Below are 21,664 nucleotides of genomic sequence, written 5' to 3'. Positions count from 1 at the left end.
CAAGCGGCGTAGCCGAGTGTGAGCCCGCCGTCCATATAGCGCCTGAGGGATGAAAAGTTTTGCGTCATCTTGCGCAAGGCGAGGTCGGGCACTTGTAAGGGCCGGACTACACAGCGGAGGTGACGTGCTGCTGCGTCCCCGGGTGTCTCGAGTGGCCTCGCATCCTCGCCGACCAGCCGAAGGAGCACCCCGCCGCCGCCCTCCTCATCTGTTCAAGACTTTTATGAAGGCACCGCGGAATTTTAGGTTATGCGGCCGAATCGCACGTCCAGTTGAAGGCGCAGAGCACGCTCGGTCACTTCTCGACTCCAACCTGTGTTGAGATGTGGGCGGATCGCGGGCAAGGGCCCGCAACCTGGCGGCATCGCCGCCTCGTTCAGAAGGGGAATGACATGCTCTCGATAAGTAGTCGAGTGCCGGCCGCCTGGCGGCCGGTGCTCATGCTCGCTGTGCTCCTCGCCGGGCTGATCGTCGGCACGGCTCCCCACGCCCGTGCGGGCACGACGCAGGACGCCTCCGTCACCTTTCATGTACAGGCCACCACCGAAGGCGAGACCCTCCTGGTCTCCGGCAGCGCTCCGCAGCTGGGTGCCTGGGACCCGGCCAAGGCCGTTCCCCTGGGTACCACTGCCAGCGCCTATCCGCATTGGTCGACCAGCGTTCAGCTGCCCGTCGGTGCCTCCGTGCAGTACAAGTACATCAAGCGCTCACCCACCGGCACGTTGACCTGGGAAAGCATCCCCAACCGCACCCTGACCGTCTCCCAGGACGCGCCGGGCAACGACGACCGGTGGAACGTCAGCCCGGCCACCGTGACCTTCCAAGCCACCGCCACCACCGATTGGGGCCAGAACCTCTACGTCACGGGCAACCTGCCCGACCTCGGCAGCTGGGACCCGGCCAAGGCCCTTCCCCTGACCACGGGCTCCGCCACCTACCCACAGTGGTCCGGCGCCCACCAGCTGCCGCCGAACACCACCGTGCAGTACAAGTACCTGAAGAAGAACCCCGACGGCACAGTCACCTGGGAGAACGGTGACAACCGCACCGTCTTCACGCCGTCCACCGGCACTCTGACACTCAACGACATCTGGCGCTGACGTCCTGGTACCGGGGCCGAGGGATATGGGACAGATACCCCTCGGCCCCGACACCCGCAAGTATCCCCGTCTCAAGCCCGCCCACTGCCTCCTCGGCGCGATCCTCTCCCATCGATGTGCGCACGACGAGGATCGACTGTCAGCACATCCGAGTGACTTGGCCACTCGCCGCGCCCCGCGGGGGCCTGGCACCCGACTCGTTGTGACGTCTTCGCTGCAGGCGTCACAACAACTCGGGTGCGGTCTCCTGGGCGCAGCCCTTGCCTGCCGGGTGTTCTGGACCGCCGGCCGGGGCGGCGGTACGGAGCGCCGCTACGACCCGGCGATTGCTGGTCATGGACGCCGTGACGGCCGTCATCGCCAGGAGGAGTACAGCGGCGGCGTAGAGCGGGGTGCGGACGTCGTAAGTTGTGGCCAGCCAGCCGCCGAGGAAGGCTCCGACGGGGGCGGCGCACATGGCCAGCATGCGAGAGGTGGAGGCGACCCGGCCCATGAAGTGGGCGGGGACGATCGCCTGCCGGAGGGAAGGACCCAGCACCATGGTGGCGCCCATGCCGGCCCCGCAGACGGCGAGCGCCAGCCCGGCCACGTACGGGTTCGGGGCAGCGGCCAGGCCTATGATGGCAAGCCCCTCGACGGCGGCTGTGCAGGTCAGCGCGGTGCCGGTGCCGAGCCGTCGGCCAAGGTAGGAGGCGATGCCCGTACCGACCAGGCCGCCGGTGGCCTCCGCCGTGAGGAGCAGGCCGAAGCCGTAGGTGTCGATGCCGAGGCGGTCGTGCGCGAAGAGGGCCAGGACGGTCTCCACAGCGAGGAAGGCGACGTTGCCGACCGCCGGGCGAAGTGCCAGCCCGAGCAGCACCCTGTTGCGGAAGACGTACGAGGCCCCGGCCCGCGTCTGACGCAGCAGTGACTCGCGGGCCTCCGGCACGGGCCGGGGCATGGCGGGCAGCGTACGTACGAAGCATGCGGAGAGCATGAACGACACCGCGTCGGTGAGCAGTGGAACCGCCCGCCCGAGTGCGAGCAGCGCACTGCCCGCAGGCGGCCCCGCGAAGCCGGACATGGCGGTCTGAGCACCACGCAAGCGAGAGTTGGCGCGCTCCAGGAGTGCGGGGTCGCGGCGTAGCAGATCCGGAAGATAGGCCGTGGCCGCCGTATCGAAGAAGAGGCCGCCGAGACCGAGGAGGAAGGCGACGGCCGCGAGCAGCGGAATGCTCAGCACGTCGAGCACGGCCGCTGCCGCGGGTATCGCGAGCAGTACCGCCCGCGCCATGTCCGCGATCCACATCGTGCGTCGGCGGTCCCAGCGGTCCACCAGCGCACCGCCGAGCACCCCGAGGAGTAGCCACGGCAGCGTCCCCGCGGCCGTGACGACGGCGAGCGCCATCGGCTCCCGCGTCAAGGTCAACGCGAGCAGCGGCAGCGCGGCCTGCATCACCCCGTCACCGAGCGAGGAGACTGTCTGCGCGGTCCACAGCCGTCCGAAGCCGGTCGGCAACTTCCCCAGTTCTCGGTTCACTTGGAGTCTCCGTCCGCCTGCTCGCGCGGCGCCGGCCGGAACAGCGCGAAGACGAGGGACACGTCCGGCAACGCCGGATCGGAAAGCTGCTGGTACTCGTCCGCCAGAGCCTGCAACCGCGCCCCCAGCTGCGCGAACTGCTCCTCCGTGAGCCGCAGATGCGCCATCCGTACGTGCCGCTCGTCATCCACCGGCGACGCCTCCAGATCCGCCACCGCATGCCGCATCAGCACATCCGGTCCTCCCTCGCCCGGATCCGGCAGCAGGATCGCCCGCGCGGCCATGGCGTAGTACCGCTCGGTGACCCCGCGGACCTTACGCGTCCGCACCACCTTCACCAGGCCGGCCCGCTCCAGCAGCCGCACGTGATAGCTGGAGCTCCCCTTCGCGAGGCCAACCCGCTCGGCGATCTGCGTGATGGTCGCCGGCTCGAAGCGGAGCACCGCCATGATCCGGTGACGCGTGAGGTTGGAAACGGCACGCAACTGTTCGTCAGTGGTGACGTGCAACGTCTCGGGAGGATCATCGGTAGGCATGCGCCTAATGGTCAACGAGTCTTGACCATTAGGCAAGGGGTTTTCATGCCGGCTTCCACCCCGGGCCGCTCCATTACGCCGATCGCCGAACCGCTCGACGTCTCGTCGGGCACCCTCTTCAACCACATCCCGGACCGCTGCCGGGCGTTCGTCCCAAGCCGGGCTGCGCGACGGGGGGACCCCTCCTCATCGCGAAACTCGAGAAAGCCGCCATCGACGTGTACTGGGACGACGGAGCCAAGCAGCTGCCGACGACCGCGGACTGCCTGTCGGCTACCTGCGCGTGACCGCATACCGCCAGCCTGGCTTCATGAGGCGCAAGGACGAGTTTCTGGCGCGTCTCCGTCTCACGCCCCGTGGCCCACGAGGTTGCCGGCAGGCTTCCTGGCATCAACGAGGCCATCCGCGTACTCCTTGTCCATCTCCCCGACCGATACTCCTGAATCGACCGTTGGAAGCTGGCCCCTGACGCGGCGTCATTACGGCAGAGCCAACCGCTGGCCTCGTGATCCAACGTCCGCCTCGAGGGTCGGCCAGTTGGGTAAGGAGACGCACCTACGCGTCGTCACTCACAGAGGCCACTCCGAGATCACGGCGCATCACGGTCCTCAGCGCCCGCAGCAGCTCCCAGACCTCCGCTTGGGCACGGAACGCGGCGGTCATCGTCTCCCCAGGTTCGGGCTCTTCTCGCTCCAGGCGTTTGACCTGGCCGTATACCCTGTTCAGGGCTCTGTTGACCTCACTCGCGGGTACGAGCACGTCGTCAGGGACGATCAGTTGCGCTTGGGAGTACGTGTCGCGGTGGGCTCTTTTCGCCTCGTCCAACTGCGCCCGGTCGGGTTCCTCGACCCTGCGTTCCTGCATGGCGTGCAGGAACTGGCCGAGCGCCGTGGTGAACTGACGTGCGTCCCGATTGAGCTCCACGTAGCAGGTGCGCCGGAGAAGCAGGTTCTCGCGGACCTCCTCATGGTCGCGAACCAGTTCTATCTCACGACGTTTCGCCCGTTCGGAGACGCGTTGGGTAAGCAACGACCCTCCCAACGTGCCAGCCACACCTGACACCGCGATGATCACGGATCCGAGATCCACAGCACCCCTCTGAGCCGCTTGCAGTCCACTGATCAAGTTCTAGCCACATTCCTTACCGGACGTTAAGCGGCTGTCGGACGATCTCCTCCGCAGAGGGCCGTCTACGGCCGGCGTGAGCACCCGGAAGACCGTCACACCAGCCCTTGACCTGTGGCTTGGCCAGGATGGCGCGTCCGCCACCACCGACTCGCTGAGACGCCGATGGGGTCGGTGGTGAGTGTCCGGGGCCACAAGGGTTGAACAGATGCTAAGCGACTGCTTAGTATCTCGCCTGGGGTGGGGACAGCCTACCCGTGCCGCCCCTCCCCTCAGGAGTCCACCGTGAGCCCACTGTTCTCCCTCTCCGGCAAAACCGCCCTCGTGACCGGTGGTTCCCGTGGCATCGGTCTGATGATCGCCCGGGGCCTGGTCGAAGCCGGAGCCAAGGTCTACGTCAGCTCCCGGAAGGCGGAAGCCTGCGAGGAGGCCGTTCGCGGGCTCTCCGATTCCGGCCAGGCGGTCGCGCTGCCCGCCGACCTGTCGCGTGAGGAGGAGTGCCACCGAATCGCCGCGGACATCGGCGAACGGGAGGAGCAGCTGCACATCCTGGTGAACAACGCCGGCGCCACCTGGGGCGCGCCCCTGGACGAGTTCCCGGTCAGCGGCTGGGACAAGGTGATGGACATCAATCTGCGCAGCCCCTTCCTGCTCACCCAAGCCCTCCTGCCGAAGCTGCGCGCCGGCGGCTCAACGGAGGACCCCGCGCGGATCATCAACGTCGGATCCATCGACGGCCTGCACGTCAGCCCGGTCTCGGCGTACTCCTACGCGGCCAGCAAGGCGGGTCTGCATCACCTGACCCGCGTGCTGGCCAAGGAGCTCGGACCACAGGGCATCACCGTGAACGCCATCGCGCCCGGCCCCTTCGAGTCGAAGATGATGGCCGCGACCCTGGACGCCATGGGCGAGGCGATCGCGGAGGCGGCTCCGCTGCGCCGGATCGGGCGGTCGGACGACATGGCGGGCGTCGCCGTCTACCTGGCCAGCCGCGCGGGCTCCTACGTCACGGGCGCCGTCATCCCCGTCGACGGGGGCCTCGGCACCACGGTCTGACCGGCCTGCCGACAGCCCCTCCCTCCGCACGAGCAACCCGAACCCGAGAAGAAGAGGACCATGGCCTCCCTCCTCCTGTCCCGCCGAGACCTCGATTTTCTGCTGCACGAGTGGCTCGACGTCGAAGCCCTGACGACGCGCCCCCGCTTCGCCGACCACTCGCGCGAAACCTTCGACGCGGTACTGGACCTCAGTGAAGCGATCGCCGCCCGGCACTTCGCCCCGCACAACAAGAAGAACGACAGCCAGGAGCCCCGCTTCGACGGCGAGCGGGTGCACATCATCCCCGAAGTCGAAGAGGCACTGAAGGTGTTCGCCGGCGCCGGGCTCATCGGCGGAGGCATGGACCACGAGGTGGGCGGCATGCAGTTGCCCGGCGTGGTGGCCAACGCCTGCTTCGCCTGGTTCCAGGCAGCCAACGTGGGAACAGCCGCCTACCCGTTCCTCACCATCGGCAACGCGAACCTGCTGCTGTCCCACGGCACCCCGGAGCAGATCGACACCTACGTCCGCCCGATGGTCGAGGGCCGCTTCTCCGGGACCATGTGCCTGTCGGAGCCACAGGCGGGCTCCTCGCTCGCTGATGTGCGCACTCGCGCGGAAGAGGCCGGTGACGGCACCTATCGCCTGTTCGGCAACAAGATGTGGATCTCGGGCGGTGACCACGAACTGACGGAGAACATCGTCCACCTGGTCCTGGCCAGGATCCCCGGCGGCCCGCCCGGAGTGAAGGGCCTCTCGCTCTTCATCGTCCCCAAGGTCCTGGTGGCGGCCGACGGGACGCTGGGCGAACGCAACGACGTCGCCTTGGCCGGCCTCAACCACAAGATGGGGTACCGAGGGACGACCAACACGCTGCTGAACTTCGGTGAGGGCGCCTTCCGGCCCGGCGGGGCCCCCGGTGCCGTCGGCTTCCTGGTCGGGGAGCCCCACCGAGGGCTGTCCTACATGTTCCACATGATGAACGAGGCCCGCATCGGTGTAGGACTCGGTGCCACGGCGCTCGGCTACACCGGCTACCTGCACGCCCTGGACTACGCGCGCACCCGGCCCCAGGGGCGCCCGCTCCTGGCCAAGGACGCCACCACCCCGCAGGTCCCGATCATCGGGCATCCCGACGTGCGGCGCATGCTCCTCGCCCAGAAGTCTTACGTCGAAGGCGCGCTGGCTCTCGTCCTGTACTGCGGGCGGCTGCTGGACGACGAGCGCACCGCCCCGACGGCCGACGAGCGGGCCAGGTCCGGGCTTCTGCTGGACATGCTCACCCCGATCGCGAAGAGCTGGCCGTCCCAGTGGTGCCTGGAGGCCAACAACCTTGCCATCCAGGTCCACGGCGGCTACGGCTACACCCGCGAGTACAACGTCGAGCAGTTCTACCGGGACAACCGTCTCAACCCCATCCACGAGGGGACGCACGGCGTCCACGGCCTCGACCTGCTGGGCCGGAAGGTCGTCATGAACGGCGGCGCCGGACTTCGCCTGCTCATCGAGACCGTCTCCATGACGACCGCCCGCGCGACGGCCGCGGGGGACCAGGCCGCCGGCTTCGGACGGCAGCTGGACGCGTCCGTCGCCCGTGTCGCTTCCGTGACGCGGCGCCTGTGGGAGGCCGGGGACGCCGAGACCGCCCTCGCCAACGCCTCGGTCTATCTGGAGGCCGTGGGACACGTTGTGGTTGCCTGGATGTGGCTGGAGCAGATGCTGGCCGCCGCCGGACGCAGCGGCGCCTTCTACGAGGGCAAGCGCCGGGCGGGGCAGTACTTCTTCCGGTACGAACTTCCCAAGGTGGAAGCGCAGTTCGCGTTGCTGGAAAGCCTGGACCGCACCACTCTCGACATGCCCGCGGACAGTTTCTGAGCCGTGCACCAGGTCTCGCGGGTTGCCTGGGTCCAGGCATGACGCGCCTGAAGATCGAGATATCGGGTAACCGGCAATTGGCAGGCCCTGCCCGGCGCGCAGCCGTACGACGGTGAGGTGGGCGTCGTACGGCACAGCGAAGAGTGCCGGATCGAATCCGTCTGTGACGCGGATCAGGCCGGCGCCGTCCAGCGGGCTGTCCGCGACGCCCATCCCTACGGACAAGGCGTCGTCCACTTCCTGCCGCTGTACGAGCCGTAAGCCATGGTGGTGGGCGTGCTGGTCCAAGCCATTTGTTGGAGCAGCCCCTCCAGGTCCTCGGTGCGTCCGCAGCGGCTCACCCCGCATTTGGTGATCCGGCGGTGGACGCTCCGAGTGAGGCGGTCCGACTGCGTTCTCCGGCGCTGGGCGCTGCGAGGGCCAGCCTGCGGTGTGTACGCCGGAACATGGTGCGGGCCATGAAGGGGTGTACGCGCTTGACCAGACCCCAGTAGAGGCGCGCACGCAGGCCGTCGGCCTTCACGGCCGTGCTGAGGGTGACGTAGCGCTCATCGATGAGGATCGAGGCGCGGGCCGTCAGACCCGCCGTGTTCACGTCCAGGAGCAGCTCGCCACCCGCTTGGGCGAGGACCGGGAAAGCGTCGCGCAGGATGCCGGTCCAGGCCGCTGGGTCACGCGGCTGGCCCGGCAGGAGCTCCATCCGGTACGCGTCCTCGTAGTCGGTACGGTCGAGGGAGGTGCGGATCAGCTGGGCCGCCGCTGGTCTGGTGGAGGCTTGGGGCCGGGCCCAGGCGAGCCGGTGGAGCAGCCGCACCCACGGTGACCAACGCGTGGGGCGGGTGACGCCGTCGGCTGCCGCGCGCTCGATGTTGTCGAAGATCTCTTCGATCATCGTGTCGTGTATGTGTCGTATGGCGCAGGTCCACTGGAGCCGGACAAGCCCACGCACCTCGCACTCGAGGACATGGCGTACCCGGCAGTGTTCGGCGTCGAGCGGTGCGACCGTCAGCTCGTGGTATCCGCGGAGACCGCCGCCCGGTGGGGTGTCGAAGCGGACGCGACGCCCGGGTTCGTAAGCCGTGACGTGGTAGCGAATCCGGCCGTGCCCGCCGTCCGCCCCCACGGCGAGCGGGCCGTCGAGGCACATACGCGGCCAGGCCGGCGCCGGGAAGATCGGGTCGTTAGGGGCGGAGAGGCGGTCGAGCAGGACGCCGACGGCCGCCACGGGGGCGTCGATCACACGCTCGTGGACATTGCATATCGCAGTCATCGCTACCTCCATACGCCAGCGTATGGTTGACCATACGGTAGCGTACGGTCATGGCGCAACGGCAGCAACGACAGGCCAGGAAACACCGGTTGACCGCTCAGGACTGGGCGGACGCCGCCCTTACCGCGATCGGTGAAGGCGGTATCGCGGCCGTGGCCGTGGAACCCCTGGCGGCCCGGCTCGGCACCACCAAGGGCAGCTTCTACTGGCACTTCGCCAACCGTGACGCGCTCATCGAGGCCGCTCTCGACCGCTGGGCACAGATCAACACCGAGGGCACCATCAGCGAGGTCGAGGCGGAACCAGACCCCAGGAAGCGGATCAAACTGCTCTTCACCGAAGCCATCACGTCGGCCACGGCCGATCCGCTCGAGGTCACGCTGCTCGCCACTGCGACGCAGCCGCAGGTGGCGGCGGCCATGCGCCGGGTGACCGAGCGCAGGGTGGCATACCTCGCCCGGCTCTTCGCCGACCTCGGCTTCCCCGAACCGGAGGCCCGCCGCCGCGGACTGCTCGCCTACACGGTCTATCTGGGCCACGCCCAACTCGGCCACGCGGTGCCCTCCCTGCTGCCCTCGGAGGAGGGCGGGGAGTTCCGCGCATATCTCGACGAGGCGCTCGAGGCGCTGATGACGTGCTGATGTCGCTCGTGTGTCGGAGGTGCGCCCTGGCAGCGCCGGCTTCCCGGCGTCAGGAGAGAGAGGCACCTCGCTGTCAGTGGCGTTGAGTAAGTTCTGTGCGCTCGGCCCGGCAGGCGGGCCTGCGAACTGGAGGACTCATCACTGTGAGCATCCACATGCACATGCGCGCCGTCGCGGAATCCGAGATCCGGGACGACCACACCTGGCTCGCGGCGTTCATGGGGGAGGCGTGGGAGAACCACCCCGCCGAGTACGCAGCGGGTATCGCCGTCTCGATCGACAGGGTCTGGGGTGCGGTCAATGACCTCTACGCCGCTGCCGACGTCCGCGACGCAGACGTCGCCAAGCCCTGGGAGCTGCCGATTTACGGCGGCCGTCCCGTGGCACACAGCGCTGACGCCGACCCCTCCAACCCGCCCCTGGCAATTCTGGAGCCGCCCGGGGTGTCGCAGGCCGCGGCATTCCTCGCGCAATCCTCCTTCGACGAGCTGTGGAACGTCGCCGGTGCCAAGCTGGTCTGGTCCGGCTGGGACGAGGCGGAGGTCAGGCAGGAGTTCCTCGACCACCACAGACTCCTCCAAGGGTTCTATGCGCGGGCGGCTTCAGCAGGGCACGCCGTGGTCAGGGCGGTGTGGGCTTGAGACGTGGTCACGTACCGGTGACAGCCATGGCCGATTCACCGAGGTGCACCACTGAAAGGCAGTCCTCGGGACGCAACACTGCGGCCGGTCATCCGCGAGCACCTTCATCGACGTCTTCCGCCGCACCAGCGGCGCCCGCCCCACAGAAGGAACGGGCCGCATGTGCTTCGGGCACCAGGACCGGCGCCGCGGGCTTGTTGCGTGCTGCCCGGGCCTGGGCGCCGCAGGCCAGCGCGCCGCAGGCGAGGGCGAGAGCGGTGGTGATGTCGATGGTCGTGTGTTGCAGGCGCCAGGCCGCGACCACGGCGACCGCGGGGATCAGGGCGAACAGGGTCGACGCTCCTCTGGCCCCCATGCGCCGGACACAGGTTGCATAGCAGACCATGGCAAGCGCACTGGTGAGCACCAGCGCGATGAGCATCCCGACAGCGGGCAGCGGATCGGAGAGGTGCTGCGGGGTGGTGAGGGAGAGAGCACCGGCCGGCGGGATCGACCCGGTGACGCCGATGGCAGTGAACACGAAGGAGTTTACTCCGCGCAGTTTCGTTTCCTGCAGGAGGGAGCCGGCCGACAGACCTCCCAGGGCGATGAGCACTGTGATCAGCCCTGGGCCCACGGCTGGGTCGGACAGCAGTCGCGGCAGGCAGGCCGCGACCACCCCCACCGCGCCGCAGGCGAGCGCGAGCAGTCCCCATCGGTTCTCCAGCCGGTGCAGTAGAAAGCGGGCGAGGACAGCGGTAGCGATCGGGTTCATCGCGATCACCAGGGCCGCGACGCCGGCGCTGACGCCGTGGGCCATACCCCAGTACAGACCCAGGAATTGCGCCCCCTGCACCAGCACCCCGCCGACGATGGTCCAGGCGAGCACCCGCCCGCGCGGCAGCGGGAGGCGCCGGACGGCCACGACGGCCCACAACAGCACGGCGCTGAGCACGAAGCGCAGCAGGATCAGCAGAAACGGAGTGACGGAGCCGAGGGCGAGCGCGCCGAGCGGATAGCTCACGGCGTAAAGCAGGATCGTCACGGCCGGGAGAAGAGGTTGGTTCATGGCGTCGACCCCAGCACCACCAGCCAGACATATGCATGACCGATCACGAATCCTGATCAATTCCCCGCCCGCAGCCGGTCGACGGCCACAATGTCAACGTGGCTACCCTCAACATCACTTGCCTGCGGAGCCTGGTCACCGTGGCCTCCTTCGGAGGAGTACGCAGAGCCGCCGATGCCCTGCACCTTTCGCAGGCGGCCGTCAGCGGGCACCTGCGCCGCCTGGAAGCAGAGCTGGGGTTCCCCATCGTGGTGCGCCAGGGCCGCAGCATCGCCTTCACCCGCCGCGGCGAAGAGGTGCTGCGTGAGGCCTACCGACTGCTCGGCGAGCACGATGACGCCCTCAGCCGCCTTCTGGGCCCCGATTCCGGGGATCTCGTGGTCGTCTCCACCGAGCACGCCACCGAGCCATTGCTGCGCGCCGTCGTCCAGGTGCTCTCACGTGATTTCCCGGACCGGTCCGTCCGGTTCCGGTTCCACCGCAGCGCGCGGGTGCGGGAATCCGTTCACGACCATTCAGCAGACGTCGCACTCGGGATCGGCGACCTCGGCCACGGCACCCGCCACATCGCCGACCTTCCCCTGAGTTGGGTCGGCCCCGCGGAACGAGCGCCGGAGACGGGCAAGCTCATCGCCTTCACCGCCCCCTGTGCCATCCGGGAACGCATCCTCGCCTCCGAGGCAGCATCAGGCAGGCGCCTGGCCCGCGAATGCATCGACATCATCAGCCTTCTTTCCGCAGTCAGGACCACCGGCGGTATCACCGCCCTCCCTCAGACGCGGGACCGGGAACCGGGCCTGCGACGGCTCGGCACCCTCCCACCCCTTCCGGCGATCCCCCTGAGCCTGGCCACCAGTCGCCGGCTCGCCGCCAGAACCCGGGACCGCATCACCTCCGCGCTCCGCGAGACGTGGTGCGCCCACCGGTGAACAGCCCTGGTGCCGCCCCGTACTCCCGGGCCACGCAGGGACTGCCAACACCCCTCTGGTACGACTACCACCGCCTCCACAGCGGCATCGACGGCCACCCACCAGCCGGCCACGCCGCCAACCTGTCCGAACAGCACACCTGGGCCCTTGCGGCGTGCCCGCCGGGACGGTGTGTCAGACGACGGCGAGCCGGTCCACCAGCAGCTCCACCCTCGGCTCGGCATCCTCGGGCAGCAGGCGGCCCGCGCGGGTCAGTGTCGCGAGGCCGTGCAGGGCCGCCCAGAACACCTCGGTGAACAGCCCTGGGTCAATGCCGTCGCCGGTGACCTCATCCAGAGTCTCCAGCAGGGCGGCGAAGGCGTCCTTCAAGGGCTCGGGGGTGTCCTCCTGCGCGTATGCCAGGCCGCCGTCGAGCTGGAACAAGGCGTCGTAGACCGCCGGGTTGCCTGCGGCGAAGTCGAGGTAGGCGCGGGCCAGGGCGGCGACCCTGGCCCGCGGGCCGTCCGCGGCGGAGGTCGCGGCCCGCACCGCCGTGGCCAGTTCGGCGGCCCCCTGAAGGGCGACAGCGCCGATGATCTCGCGCTTGCCGCGGAAGTGGCTGTAGAGGACGGGCTGGCTGTACTCGATGTGTTCGGCGAGCCGGCGGGTGGTGACAGCGTCCCAGCCCTGCTGCTCGGCGAGTTTGCGCGCTGTTGCCACGATGAGGCGCTCGCGCTCCGCCCGTTCGCGCTGCTTGCGTTCCTGTACCGACATGAACTGATCCTAGCACCGCTAGACAAACGAGCGACAGCAGTACTAGCGTTGCCTCATCAGCTAGCAGTGCTAGTTCACGGAGGGGTTGTCATGCTCAAAGTGCTCGAGGTCGCCACCACCGTCATCGTCGGGCTGATGGTGGGGGTGGAGTTCTCCGTCGCCTTCATCATGACCCGGATCCTGGACGCGCTACCCGAGGACAGCGGCCAGCTCGGCCATGCCCACGGCGGCCGGATGCTCGGCGCCGTGATGCCGTTCTGGTACATGGGCTCGCTCGTCCTCAGCGCGATGTGGGCCATCGCCGGATGGCACCACCACGGCGCCGGACTCGTCGTCACGGCCGCCGGCCTGCTGATCGTCAGCGTTGTCATGTCGGTGTTGCTCCTCGTCCCGATCAACAACAGGAACAAGACCTGGACCCCCGGCAACCGGCCCGCCGACTGGAAGCAGCAGCTGCACCGCTGGGGCCGCTACCACTACGTCCGCGTCGCCGTCATCATCGCCGCCTTCACCCTGCTGGTCACCGCCCTCACCTGATACCACCGCCGCCCCGTCCGCCCCTGCAATCGACGGCTTCCACCTCGTTGGGATGACTCAGGCCGTGGAGTCCTGGTGCGAGCCGGTTGCGAAGGCGAGGATGTCCGGTACTGCCTCGCGCAGGCTGCCGAAGTGGCGGTGTACGCCGTCTACGGGCGTCGAGCTGTTGACTCCCCACACCGTCATGCCGGACCGCAGCCCGGATTCGACTCCTGACGGTGCGTCCTCGATGGCCAGGCAGTCCTCCGGCTTGGCGCCGAGTCTCTCGGCGGCCAGCAGGTAGGGAACCGGCGATGGCTTGCCTTCCGTGACCGCGGCGGCGTCGACGAGTACACCCGGAACCGGGAGGCCGGTGCGGGCGAACCGCCCGCGCACCCGGTGCTCGTAGTTCGAGGTCACCAGCGCCCAGCAGTCCGCGTGAAGCTCGGACAGCAACTCCGATGCACCGTCGAAAGCGGCATACACGCCGGACCGGACATCCTCGTCCTCCAGCTCGTGCAGCGCGGCCAGGCACTCGTGTGGGTCCCGCTTCGGGGCTACCGCCGCGAAGGTCTCCACAGGGCGCGTCCGCAGCGCCACTTGGTAGACCGCGGCAGGGTCGAGTCCGTAGCGCGCCGCCCACATCTCCCAGACCCGACGCTGGTTGGCCACCGCGTCGATCAGCGTTCCGTCGACGTCAAAGAGGACATATTTCGCGGAACCTGGCTGCGTAAGTCCGGTGGTCACGCCGAGATCATGCCATCGGCCCGTCAAGCCGAGCGGTGGCGGGGACGCCGGGACAGCGGGCGAGGTGGCGGACACGATCCACGCAACAGCGACGTCCGCATGGTTGATGCCCATCACCACGGTGGAGGCCCGGGCATCCCCCGGGCGAGCTGGACCGGTACGTCACCGAGCCGGACGCGGCAGCGGCGAGGAGAGCCGACCGGGAGTGCACAGAACGCGCGCGGCGCGCGATGCCGGTCAGCGGTGATTCCCGACGGCGTGCCGGGTGGGGCGCGTCGGACGCGCCGCGGCTGAGGCCGGTCGACCTGAGGTGCCCGCACGGCCGACGCCCGCTCCTGGGAACGGCGGCCGTGAACGGGATCAAAGGCTCACAGCTTGGTGAAGCACATGGTGTGGCCCAGGCCCCGGCGGGTGACCTTGATGCCGTAGTCGTACTGGGAGTCACATTGCTGGCCCGCGACCACCAGGTCGCCCATCTTGTACTGGGCCTCGGGAGAGTCACAGTCGACGACCGTCGGGACCGGACTGCCGTGAGGGTCCTCGACCTTGACGCAGTCGCCGATGGTGGGATTGTGCGATGCCGCCTCGGCCTCCTTCTTCGCCTTGCCGCCGTTGGGGTCGGTGTTGTAATCCCAGACCCAGTAGCCGAGGGCGCCGAACACGGCTATGACGATGACGGCGGACCTCAGCATCCGCCCCAGACCGCCCGGCTGCGGTCGCTGCGGCCCACGGGGAGGCTGCGGTTGCTGCGGGTGTCCATAGGGAGTCTGTGGCTGCTGCGGGTATCCGTAGGGCTGCTGTGGCTGCCCGTACGGCGGCTGATTCTGATACTGCTGCGGAGGTGTCGACATGCCTGCGGATCCCCGTTGTTGAGTGTCGGAACGTGATCAATGCGAGCGTGAGACTACCCCTCGGGATCGCGCCACCGCCAACGGCGGTCACTCGGCGCACAGCCGGTCGGCGGACGTAGACACAAGGGTCATCAACCCTGAACACAGCGACGGCTTCGTCTACTTCCCGGCCTCCTACCAGGCCGATCGCGCGCCTGGCTTACAGGCGGTTCGCGAGGCCATCGGGTGCAGCTCTGCGATGGGGCGGCCGGCCGTCGACCACGCCCAGCGGATCAGGCCCATGACTCCCCAGGGCGAGGGCTTTGCCAGCCCCCGTGCACGGCCGCACCACGTCGAGCGCCGGCGGATCGTTGAGCGCCCGGTCGTCACTCGGCGACAGGGTCACGCCGTAGCCGTTACGCGGGGGCGCGGATGAGGCCGGGCAGGGTGACGCATCGCGGAGCCGGGTCGTCGTCGGAGACGTCGTGCGCCTCACAGACAGCCGTCAAGCGCAGACCGTGACCGCGGTGCTGGCACAGGTCGGTCGGATGACGCTGATCAACTGCCTGACCCAGTCGCTGGTGGTGCGCCCTGCTGTTCGTAGTCGCCGCGCCGCTGCGCATACGGCCGGCTACCCAGATGCCGTTCCCCGGACGCCGGCGCCGGCAAGTCCGTGCGTGCACAACCACCCGAAGTGACCCGGATCCCTGTGCTGTCGCTGTCATTACAGGTGGCACTCTGCGACCTGGTGCAGCGACTCCTCGGCGATGACGGTCAAGGCAGTCGGCTCCACGCGGGCCAAGACATCGATCACTGCGGGCCAGTCGCCCACATCGAGCGCCGGCGCGGCAAGCCTGCGCGCATCGGATACCGTCTCAGCGTGGGCCGCGACGACCGCCAGCGCCCGCACTCGCGTGCTCGCCTCCGGGATCGAATCGGCCACGGCCTCGGCCCGGGCCCCGAGCCCTCTTTCGGCCAAGACGGTCACGAGGCGGTTCAGTGCCTCGCTGCGCAGCTCAAGGTCTCCGAGATCGAGAGCCAGAGCTTCCGCCCGCTCCAGGTCGCCGACGACGGCCAGCGTTTCGGCAACGGCGGCTTGCGCCTCCACACGAAGCGCGGGCACGGCGATGGACCGGACCCAGGACTCGGCACGGTCGGCTGCACCCATGGCGGCCCAGGCCTCGCCCACCGCGATGACCGGCCCGGCGTTCACCAGCTCATCCGACGCGGCGACCAACTCGCCCACCGCGGTGATCCTTCCCGCGTTGCCTGCGACAGCACCGGCATCGGCGAGCGCGGCCAACGCGCTGGCCCGATGTCCGGGGTCCTTGATGTTACGTGCCAGCCGCTCCGCGCGACCCGCCTTGCCGCACCGTGCGAGTGCGCCGGCAACCGCCGATGTTGCCTTGGCCCGGTCCGCCCGCCCGCACACCTTCGCCAAGAGAGCCTCCGCCCGCTCGTATTCCCCGACGCTGATCATTCCCTGAAGCAAGGGCAGCAGAGCGGGCGTATCGCTCAGAGCGCCCTTGCGCGGTTGGTCTGTGTGCCCGGTGCGCAGAGCCTCCCGGTCAGCGTGCTCACATCGGGCGGTGCTTTCCAGGCGCGCGACGAACACGAGTGCCCTGCTGCGCTCGCCCGCGGCCTCGGCCGCGCGGATGAGGAGGGGCAGTATGGGCACCGTCCAGTCGTCGAAGGTCTCTGTCTGCTCCGCCCGGTCAAGGAACTCCGCCGCCCACGTGAGATCACCGGATACGGCGGAGGCCTCGGCCAGCGAAGCCCAGGCTCGGATGCGGTCGCGGGGATAGGGGATCGACATGGCAAGCGAGCGGGCATCTTCGTACTCGCCGATTCGGGCACGGCTCTGAGCGAGTACTCCTATGCTTTTCGCCTGCCACGGCCGGCTGCCGATGGCGTCGGTCAACGCCCGGGCCGCCTCGTGGTCGCCGTCGGCAGCGACCTGGCGTATGAGCGAGAGCCACGCCTGCCCCTGCTCATCGGTTGCTCGGAGCAGGCGGATGACCTCCGCCGCCTGCCCAAGTCGTGAAGTACGTGCCAACGCCCCCGCCAGGGCAACGATGTCCGCGAGGCGTTGTCGGGCAGCTGGTCGAGCCCTTGCGGCAACATGAGCGAGAGCCATCAGATCCGGCGTCGAAGCCGAGGACTCGAAAGGCGATCCCGCACCACCCGAACTGCCGGAGGCGACGCCCGCCACCCTCATGGCTACTCTCATGGTCCGCACTTCCCGGCCCACCACGCCGCTTCCCCCGCCCACTGCAGCCCTCAGCAACGCTGTGCCCGAACCCCGCCGCCAGTATGCCTGCCCGAAGCGGCACCAGTGCTGCCCTGCCCGACGGTTCGGCCAGCTTCCTACCGGGTGAGTACGTCGACGCATCCTTGTTGAGTAAAGCGCCTCACGAAGTGCACGAGGACTGTCGACGATCATCGACTCATGAATGCTCAGACGTAGCGAGGCTCCACGGTCCGTGGAAGCCGAACCCGTCGGCTGCAGCCCATGATTATTCCGGCGGCGAGACGGGCGGTTGCGGCGCGTGACCCGGCAGTATCGCTTCTTCACAGCTTGCCCTTGGGTGCCTTCACGTCAACGATGCCACTCGCTCTCGTCCTTGTCCGGCTTGGGCAACGCATCAGGACATCGACCAGGGCATGCGGCTCTCCGTGCCCGAGGCCCCTCAGCCGTCCCGGGCTGCCTGCGGTGAGCGACCCACCGTTGGAACTCGCGGTGCCGGAACTGGTAGGCCCCACCGGAAGTACGCAGTAGGCCACCCTCGTGTGCCCAATGCAGAAACCGTGCCAACCGATACGGGCGTCGGCCGCGCAGGCACAGCAGGAACACCAGGTACCTACGGCCACCGCCGAAGGACGTCACCCAGCGAAAGGCTGCGACCATCAGGTCATAGGTCATCACGTCCAGGATCGGCGCCGACGAGAGGACCAGCACGTCCGAGCCCCACAGCCGCGAGCACCATCGACACGATGGAGGACGTACTGCTCGCGTCCTGTCCGCCCCGCGCCAGTTGTTAGAGTGCCCAACCGGCCGCGCACGCGATGACCAGACCGGTGATCAGCCACATCAACGCCCTCGCCATCTGCGCCCCCTGGCTTCGGACACGAGTGCTCGCAACAGGCCAAAGTAGTTCACGGTCATGCCACTCCGCTGGGCCTATGGGAATTCTGGTGCCGCCCCGCGCGGCTCCGCTCGCCCGGCCAAGGTCCCGTGTCGGTCCGGTGAGCGACACCGGTCACGTCCAGCCGCGAGAACCGCCCTCGATCAGCCCGCCAAGGTTGATGTGTCCACGCCATTGCTGATGCACAATCCGGATACGTGCTAGTCCCCCGCAGGAAAGGACGACGACGCCATGGACCGGTTCGCCTCCAGGAGCTTGATCCGCGCAGGCCTCATGCTCGGCGCAGTCCTGGAGTCGGCGGTGCTCTGCGCTACGGCGAGTGGGGCCGCCCCCGAGGGCGCGAGGGGAGACGGGGAAGCGGTCATCGCTGCACGTGTGAGCAGCGGACGCAGTTGTCCTGTCGTGTACTTCGACCTGGGGGAAACCCTCCTACACACCGCCGCCGACGGTACTACCGACTATCAGCGTGGCGCGGCCTCTTATCTGCGCGTCCTTCGGGAACGCCACATCAAGGTCGGCCTGATCACCAATGTTCCGCCTTCCTGGGGCACGACCGACACCGAGCGTGCCGCCAGGCTGAGAGAAGAAGTGGACGCGACGTGGCAGGGCCCGGTTCGCTTCGCCTGGAAAGACTTCGAGGGCCGAATCCTCACGCCCCGCACCGAGAGCGAGCGCAAACCGGCTCCCGTTCTCTGGCAGCGTGCGAAGGCGGACTCGGGCCGCTGCCGAGTCGTCTACCAGGCGGAGACGGCCGAAGAGGTCATGGTGGCCTCTTCGCTGGGCTTCGTTCCGTACCAGGTCAGCCGGCCCCACCGGCCCGCGTTCCTGCCAGTGGAGCTGATCGAACTCCTCTGACGTCTCGTTCCACCCGCGCCAGGATGCGCTGAGGGCCCTCGCGTGTCCGGCCTGCGCTGCGCCCCCGCCGCCGCACGCACCGATCGGCTCGACGGGCCGGCGCACCGTATCCGGCCCGGTGGGGCACGCCGCGGCGGTCGCCCGGCGCGCGAGGAGGAAGGAAAGAGGCCGTGCGGTGAGTGCCGCAGTGATCACCCCTGGCACCGCCGTTGGTGAAGCCGGTGGCGGGGCTTGGTGACACGGCACTGTGGGTACGGCCATCTAGGCCGTAGGGGAGGGGCGGGCGTGCAGAGGATGGAGCCGGGGAGGGTTCTGGGTGGCCGCTACCGTCTGAGGGTTCAGGTGGGATCCGGCCGCTACGGGCGTGTGTGGCGCGCTCACGACGAGGTGGGACGGGAGGTGACGGTCGAAGAGCTAGGGGAGGTCGGGACCCCGGAAACGGCGCGGGTGGCGCGGGCTCTCCGCGAGACCCCAGCGCTGCTCGGACACCGGTACGTCGCCCCGGTCGAAGACGTCGTGGAGGCGGATGGCGTGCTCTGGGCCGTCATACCCGTACTTCACGCACCGTCTCTCGCCGACCTCCTGGCCGAGCACGGCCCGCTGCCCAGAGCGCAGGTGCGGGACGTCGCAAGGGCAGCGCTCGACGCACTGGATGCGATGCACGCGGCTGGGATCACGCACGGAGACGTGCAACCCGCCAGCATCCGATCAGATCACGGCCGCTGGCTCCTGGTGCCCAGAATCGGGACCCTGGCGCGGGAGGACACCCAGAGCACCTGGCACGACGCGGACAGCGAGGCGGACTACATCGCCCCAGAGCTCCTGCACGGCGCTCGCCGTACCCCGAGCAGTGACCTGTACTCGCTGGGGGCGACGCTCTACCACCTCGTCTTCGGGCACGCGCCGTTCCACCGGGACAGCGTCATCGCGACCCTGTCAGCCGTGGCAAGGGAGGAGCCGCCGCCACTGGACGGCATCGGCGGACTGGGACGGCTCATCGAGGGGCTGCTGAACAAGAACCCCGAGAGGCGGCTGACCGCTGCCGAAGCACGGCAGATGCTCGGAGACGCCGAAAATGAACCGCCCCGTCGTAGCCCGGATCGCATGGCTGGACCAGCCCCCTCGGCCGCGCGCAGGGGGCCGGTCAACTACCCCGTCGGCATGGCCGGGTGGGCGCTCGCCGTGCTCCTCGCAGTGGCCCTGGCCTCGGCGCGGGCCATGGTCAGCGGTGCCGACCTCGTGGACTTCCTGGCGACCGTGCTGCCCTGGGCGATCTTCGTCCTCGGCATCTGCGTCCTCGCTGTGCAAGCGCGCGCGGCCCTCGCACGGCGGAGCGCCCCCGACGTGCCCGTCTGGCAGTGGTACGTACGCTCGCTCGCGCCCCCCGCGCCGTGGACCGACGAGGAGCGGGACCGGCGCCGCGCTGCCGCCGAACGGTCCGTCGAGCACGCGCTGCTGACGGCCGACCGGCGGGTGGCGGCCGCGTCACCGGACAGGGGCAGGGGGACGACCGATGTCTGAGCAGGAGACACCGCCCGCCGGGACGCCCGCCCGAATGGTGCCGCCCTTCCCGGCGGCGGACGAGGCGCGCAAATGGCAGGAGATCGACCCGGACCACCTCGCGTGGCGACGGGACCTCGTCGAGCGCGAACTGCGCCTCGAACGCCTCGACCAGTGGGTGGGCTATGGATTCCGGCTGCTGGAGCACGCGATCGTGGTGGGATTCGGCGCAGCCTTCGTCTGGCTGGGGTTCCACGCCGTGGACCACAAGGCGTCGATGCAGGTTGTGCCCCTGATCGGCGGCGGGATCGCGGCGCTCGCAGGTGCCGTGCTCGCGGTGCGCAACCGCAAGGAGTGACGGCCCGGTCCCCCCTGGACCGGCCCTCCGATCCCCTCAACCCGCCAACCGCACCGTTCGTCCCACCGCAGCGCCGCATGTAGTGATCGCGCCAAGTCGTGGGTCCGCTGCGAAGCCGCCGTGTCCTCGACAGCCCGTGATCGTTTACGCATCTGTGAAGGACGAAGTTCCCTGGGGGCATGCTCGGAGCCGGACTCTGGTGGCCGTCGTGCTGTCGGTGCTACTCGCCGGGGCCTGTACAGCTCGCTCGCGGCCCCTGCTGCCCGCATCCGAGCAGGGCCGCAGTGACCTGATCAAAGCAGCGCAGCAGGTCCTCGTCGGCCGATGCATGCACCGTCGTGGTGCCGCCGGGCCGCCATTGCGGCAACAGGTGCTTTTCGGGACCGGCCGGGCCGAACTGTCGGTCACGCTCGCCACCGGCTATACAGTCCGCGCGCACACCGACGGCTGCCTCGCCGATGCCCACCGCTACCTCTACGGCGACCTGGCCCGCTGGTTCCGCGCCGAGGTCATCGTCAACAACCTCCGTCCCGAGGCCCAGGCCCAGCTCCACCACGACCCGGATTACCGGGCCGCCCTGACCCGTCGGGCCGCCTGCGACAAAGGTGACAGCAGATGTGTCCGGGCAAGCGGTCTGCAGCAGATGCGGGCGCGCCTGGAGCCGGCCCGGCTCGCCCGGGTCCGCGCCGCGCACCACGACGACATCGCCGCCTACGACCGCCTGCGCGACCGCGCAGTGCACCGCGCGGCCGACCTTCTGGACGGCCGCCCCACCCCCCACCGGAAAGGCAACCCTCACTCGTGATCAAAAGCAGGCTGTTCTCCGCCGTCGCCGCGGCGATCATCGCTCTCACCGGCGCCCTCGTCTCGGCTGCCCCGGCCGGCGCGGCCGATTGCCCCAGCGGCCAGTTCTGCGCGTGGGAGCACTCCGACTTCCAAGGCCAGCGGGCGAACTGGCATGGTGACGACGGCTGGTGGGAGGGCTACATCGCCGATGCCGACTCCTCCTGGGCCAACCACGGCATCGAGGGTCCGGGGATCCCGAGTTACGTGCAGGTCTTCGACAGTGCATGGCAGGGTGGCGACATGACCCTCTGCCTCGCCCCCGGCCAGGAGGTCAACTGGAACGGCGTGGCCAACGACCGCGGTGACTCCCACCGATGGGCCATGGGCTGCTGAGGAATCACGCACCACCCGGGCCCTGCTGGGCTTGCTCAGCAGGGCCCGAACCGTCATC

The 21,664-nt window shown here is 69.0% G+C and carries 21 protein-coding genes; 12 read left to right on the top strand and 9 right to left on the bottom strand.

The annotated features are described in order from the left end of the window. Positions 1–392: 392 nt before the first annotated feature. Positions 393–1,100, top strand: a complete 708-nt coding sequence (locus IE177_RS20135) for a carbohydrate-binding module family 20 domain-containing protein (RefSeq protein ID WP_190016718.1) — start codon at positions 393–395, stop codon at positions 1,098–1,100. Between the two features lie 223 nt (positions 1,101–1,323). On the opposite strand, the gene IE177_RS20130 is transcribed toward IE177_RS20135, so the two are convergent. The 3 genes from IE177_RS20130 to IE177_RS20120 all read right to left on the bottom strand — a co-directional run bounded on the left by IE177_RS20130 (position 1,324) and on the right by IE177_RS20120 (position 4,280). Beyond that, positions 1,324–2,598, bottom strand: a complete 1,275-nt coding sequence (locus IE177_RS20130) for an MFS transporter (RefSeq protein ID WP_190016870.1) — start codon at positions 2,596–2,598, stop codon at positions 1,324–1,326. Between the two features lie 17 nt (positions 2,599–2,615). Beyond that, on the bottom strand, positions 2,616–3,155 hold the full coding sequence (locus IE177_RS20125) for an ArsR/SmtB family transcription factor (RefSeq protein ID WP_190016717.1): 540 nt from the start codon (positions 3,153–3,155) through the stop codon (positions 2,616–2,618). Between the two features lie 555 nt (positions 3,156–3,710). Next, positions 3,711–4,280 carry a hypothetical protein gene (locus tag IE177_RS20120; protein ID WP_229816167.1) on the bottom strand — a complete coding sequence of 190 codons (570 nt, stop codon included), beginning with the start codon at positions 4,278–4,280 and terminating at the stop codon, positions 3,711–3,713. Positions 4,281–4,565: 285 nt separating this feature from the next. On the opposite strand from IE177_RS20120, the gene IE177_RS20115 reads away from it, so the two are divergent. Continuing rightward, entirely contained in the window at positions 4,566–5,336 is a 771-nt protein-coding gene (locus IE177_RS20115; protein ID WP_195826278.1) for an SDR family oxidoreductase, read from the top strand. A 60-nt stretch (positions 5,337–5,396) separates the two neighbouring features. Further along, entirely contained in the window at positions 5,397–7,193 is a 1,797-nt protein-coding gene (locus tag IE177_RS20110) for an acyl-CoA dehydrogenase (protein WP_190016715.1), read from the top strand. A 337-nt stretch (positions 7,194–7,530) separates the two neighbouring features. Here the strand turns inward: IE177_RS20110 and IE177_RS20105 are convergent, their stop codons facing one another. Continuing rightward, positions 7,531–8,463, bottom strand: coding sequence for a DUF2867 domain-containing protein (locus IE177_RS20105; protein ID WP_190016714.1), 933 nt, complete (start codon positions 8,461–8,463; stop codon positions 7,531–7,533). Between the two features lie 50 nt (positions 8,464–8,513). Between IE177_RS20105 and IE177_RS20100 the strand changes: the two genes are divergently transcribed. Together IE177_RS20100 and IE177_RS20095 are read left to right on the top strand one after the other, a co-directional pair. Beyond that, complete coding sequence (locus IE177_RS20100; protein ID WP_190016713.1) at positions 8,514–9,104, top strand: TetR/AcrR family transcriptional regulator; 591 nt, start codon at positions 8,514–8,516, stop codon at positions 9,102–9,104. A 143-nt stretch (positions 9,105–9,247) separates the two neighbouring features. After that, the gene (locus IE177_RS20095) at positions 9,248–9,745 is read left to right on the top strand and encodes a DUF1877 family protein (protein WP_190016712.1); all 498 of its coding nucleotides are present in this window, start codon (positions 9,248–9,250) and stop codon (positions 9,743–9,745) included. Between the two features lie 88 nt (positions 9,746–9,833). Here the strand turns inward: IE177_RS20095 and IE177_RS20090 are convergent, their stop codons facing one another. Beyond that, the gene (locus IE177_RS20090; RefSeq protein WP_190016711.1) at positions 9,834–10,769 is read right to left on the bottom strand and encodes a DMT family transporter; all 936 of its coding nucleotides are present in this window, start codon (positions 10,767–10,769) and stop codon (positions 9,834–9,836) included. A 122-nt stretch (positions 10,770–10,891) separates the two neighbouring features. On the opposite strand from IE177_RS20090, the gene IE177_RS20085 reads away from it, so the two are divergent. Further along, a complete protein-coding gene (locus IE177_RS20085) occupies positions 10,892–11,722 on the top strand; it encodes a LysR family transcriptional regulator (protein WP_190016710.1) in 831 nt (276 codons plus the stop codon). A gap of 174 nt (positions 11,723–11,896) precedes the next feature. Here IE177_RS20085 and IE177_RS20080 read toward each other — a convergent pair whose 3' ends face one another. Next, a complete protein-coding gene (locus IE177_RS20080; protein ID WP_190016709.1) occupies positions 11,897–12,475 on the bottom strand; it encodes a TetR/AcrR family transcriptional regulator in 579 nt (192 codons plus the stop codon). Between the two features lie 90 nt (positions 12,476–12,565). On the opposite strand from IE177_RS20080, the gene IE177_RS20075 reads away from it, so the two are divergent. Next, positions 12,566–13,012, top strand: a complete 447-nt coding sequence (locus tag IE177_RS20075) for an anthrone oxygenase family protein (protein WP_190016708.1) — start codon at positions 12,566–12,568, stop codon at positions 13,010–13,012. Positions 13,013–13,069: 57 nt separating this feature from the next. On the opposite strand, the gene IE177_RS20070 is transcribed toward IE177_RS20075, so the two are convergent. From IE177_RS20070 to IE177_RS20060, 3 genes are all read right to left on the bottom strand, one after another. Next, the gene (locus IE177_RS20070; protein ID WP_229816166.1) at positions 13,070–13,738 is read right to left on the bottom strand and encodes an HAD family hydrolase; all 669 of its coding nucleotides are present in this window, start codon (positions 13,736–13,738) and stop codon (positions 13,070–13,072) included. 368 nt (positions 13,739–14,106) lie between these two features. Next, positions 14,107–14,430, bottom strand: coding sequence for an LppU/SCO3897 family protein (locus tag IE177_RS20065; RefSeq protein WP_229816165.1), 324 nt, complete (start codon positions 14,428–14,430; stop codon positions 14,107–14,109). An 862-nt stretch (positions 14,431–15,292) separates the two neighbouring features. After that, complete coding sequence (locus IE177_RS20060; RefSeq protein ID WP_190016705.1) at positions 15,293–16,489, bottom strand: hypothetical protein; 1,197 nt, start codon at positions 16,487–16,489, stop codon at positions 15,293–15,295. A 1,627-nt stretch (positions 16,490–18,116) separates the two neighbouring features. Here IE177_RS20060 and IE177_RS20055 point away from each other — a divergent pair. From IE177_RS20055 to IE177_RS20035, 5 genes are all read left to right on the top strand, one after another. Beyond that, complete coding sequence (locus IE177_RS20055) at positions 18,117–18,569, top strand: hypothetical protein (protein WP_229816164.1); 453 nt, start codon at positions 18,117–18,119, stop codon at positions 18,567–18,569. Positions 18,570–18,863: 294 nt separating this feature from the next. Then, positions 18,864–20,090: a serine/threonine-protein kinase gene (locus tag IE177_RS20050; RefSeq protein ID WP_229816187.1), complete on the top strand. Its 1,227-nt coding sequence runs from the start codon at positions 18,864–18,866 to the stop codon at positions 20,088–20,090. After that, positions 20,083–20,427 (top strand): hypothetical protein, encoded by a 345-nt coding sequence (locus IE177_RS20045; protein WP_190016702.1) that lies wholly within the window; start codon positions 20,083–20,085, stop codon positions 20,425–20,427. Before IE177_RS20050 ends, IE177_RS20045 begins: the two co-directional genes overlap by 8 nt. Before the next feature lie 199 nt (positions 20,428–20,626). Continuing rightward, positions 20,627–21,232, top strand: coding sequence for a hypothetical protein (locus IE177_RS35085; protein ID WP_229816163.1), 606 nt, complete (start codon positions 20,627–20,629; stop codon positions 21,230–21,232). Next, positions 21,229–21,606, top strand: coding sequence for a peptidase inhibitor family I36 protein (locus IE177_RS20035; RefSeq protein WP_229816162.1), 378 nt, complete (start codon positions 21,229–21,231; stop codon positions 21,604–21,606). Before IE177_RS35085 ends, IE177_RS20035 begins: the two co-directional genes overlap by 4 nt. The last annotated feature ends 58 nt before the right edge of the window (positions 21,607–21,664 follow it).

Source organism: Streptomyces lucensis JCM 4490 (genome assembly GCF_014650035.1).
Classification (GTDB): Bacteria; Actinomycetota; Actinomycetes; order Streptomycetales; family Streptomycetaceae; genus Streptomyces; species Streptomyces lucensis.
This window is presented reverse-complemented; position numbering and strand designations above follow the sequence as displayed.

What these genes read in the sequence shown, in the direction of transcription:
- IE177_RS20110 (WP_190016715.1), top strand. Translation starts at nt 5,397, where the DNA reads ATGGCCTCCCTCCTCCTGTCCCGCCGAGACCTCGATTTTCTGCTGCAC.
- IE177_RS20100 (WP_190016713.1), top strand. Translation starts at nt 8,514, where the DNA reads ATGGCGCAACGGCAGCAACGACAGGCCAGGAAACACCGGTTGACCGCT.
- IE177_RS20125 (WP_190016717.1), bottom strand. Translation starts at nt 3,155, where the DNA reads ATGCCTACCGATGATCCTCCCGAGACGTTGCACGTCACCACTGACGAA.
- IE177_RS20105 (WP_190016714.1), bottom strand. Translation starts at nt 8,463, where the DNA reads ATGACTGCGATATGCAATGTCCACGAGCGTGTGATCGACGCCCCCGTG.
- IE177_RS20075 (WP_190016708.1), top strand. Translation starts at nt 12,566, where the DNA reads ATGCTCAAAGTGCTCGAGGTCGCCACCACCGTCATCGTCGGGCTGATG.
- IE177_RS20135 (WP_190016718.1), top strand. Translation starts at nt 393, where the DNA reads ATGCTCTCGATAAGTAGTCGAGTGCCGGCCGCCTGGCGGCCGGTGCTC.
- IE177_RS20050 (WP_229816187.1), top strand. Translation starts at nt 18,864, where the DNA reads ATGGAGCCGGGGAGGGTTCTGGGTGGCCGCTACCGTCTGAGGGTTCAG.
- IE177_RS20065 (WP_229816165.1), bottom strand. Translation starts at nt 14,430, where the DNA reads ATGCTGAGGTCCGCCGTCATCGTCATAGCCGTGTTCGGCGCCCTCGGC.
- IE177_RS20045 (WP_190016702.1), top strand. Translation starts at nt 20,083, where the DNA reads ATGTCTGAGCAGGAGACACCGCCCGCCGGGACGCCCGCCCGAATGGTG.
- IE177_RS20080 (WP_190016709.1), bottom strand. Translation starts at nt 12,475, where the DNA reads ATGTCGGTACAGGAACGCAAGCAGCGCGAACGGGCGGAGCGCGAGCGC.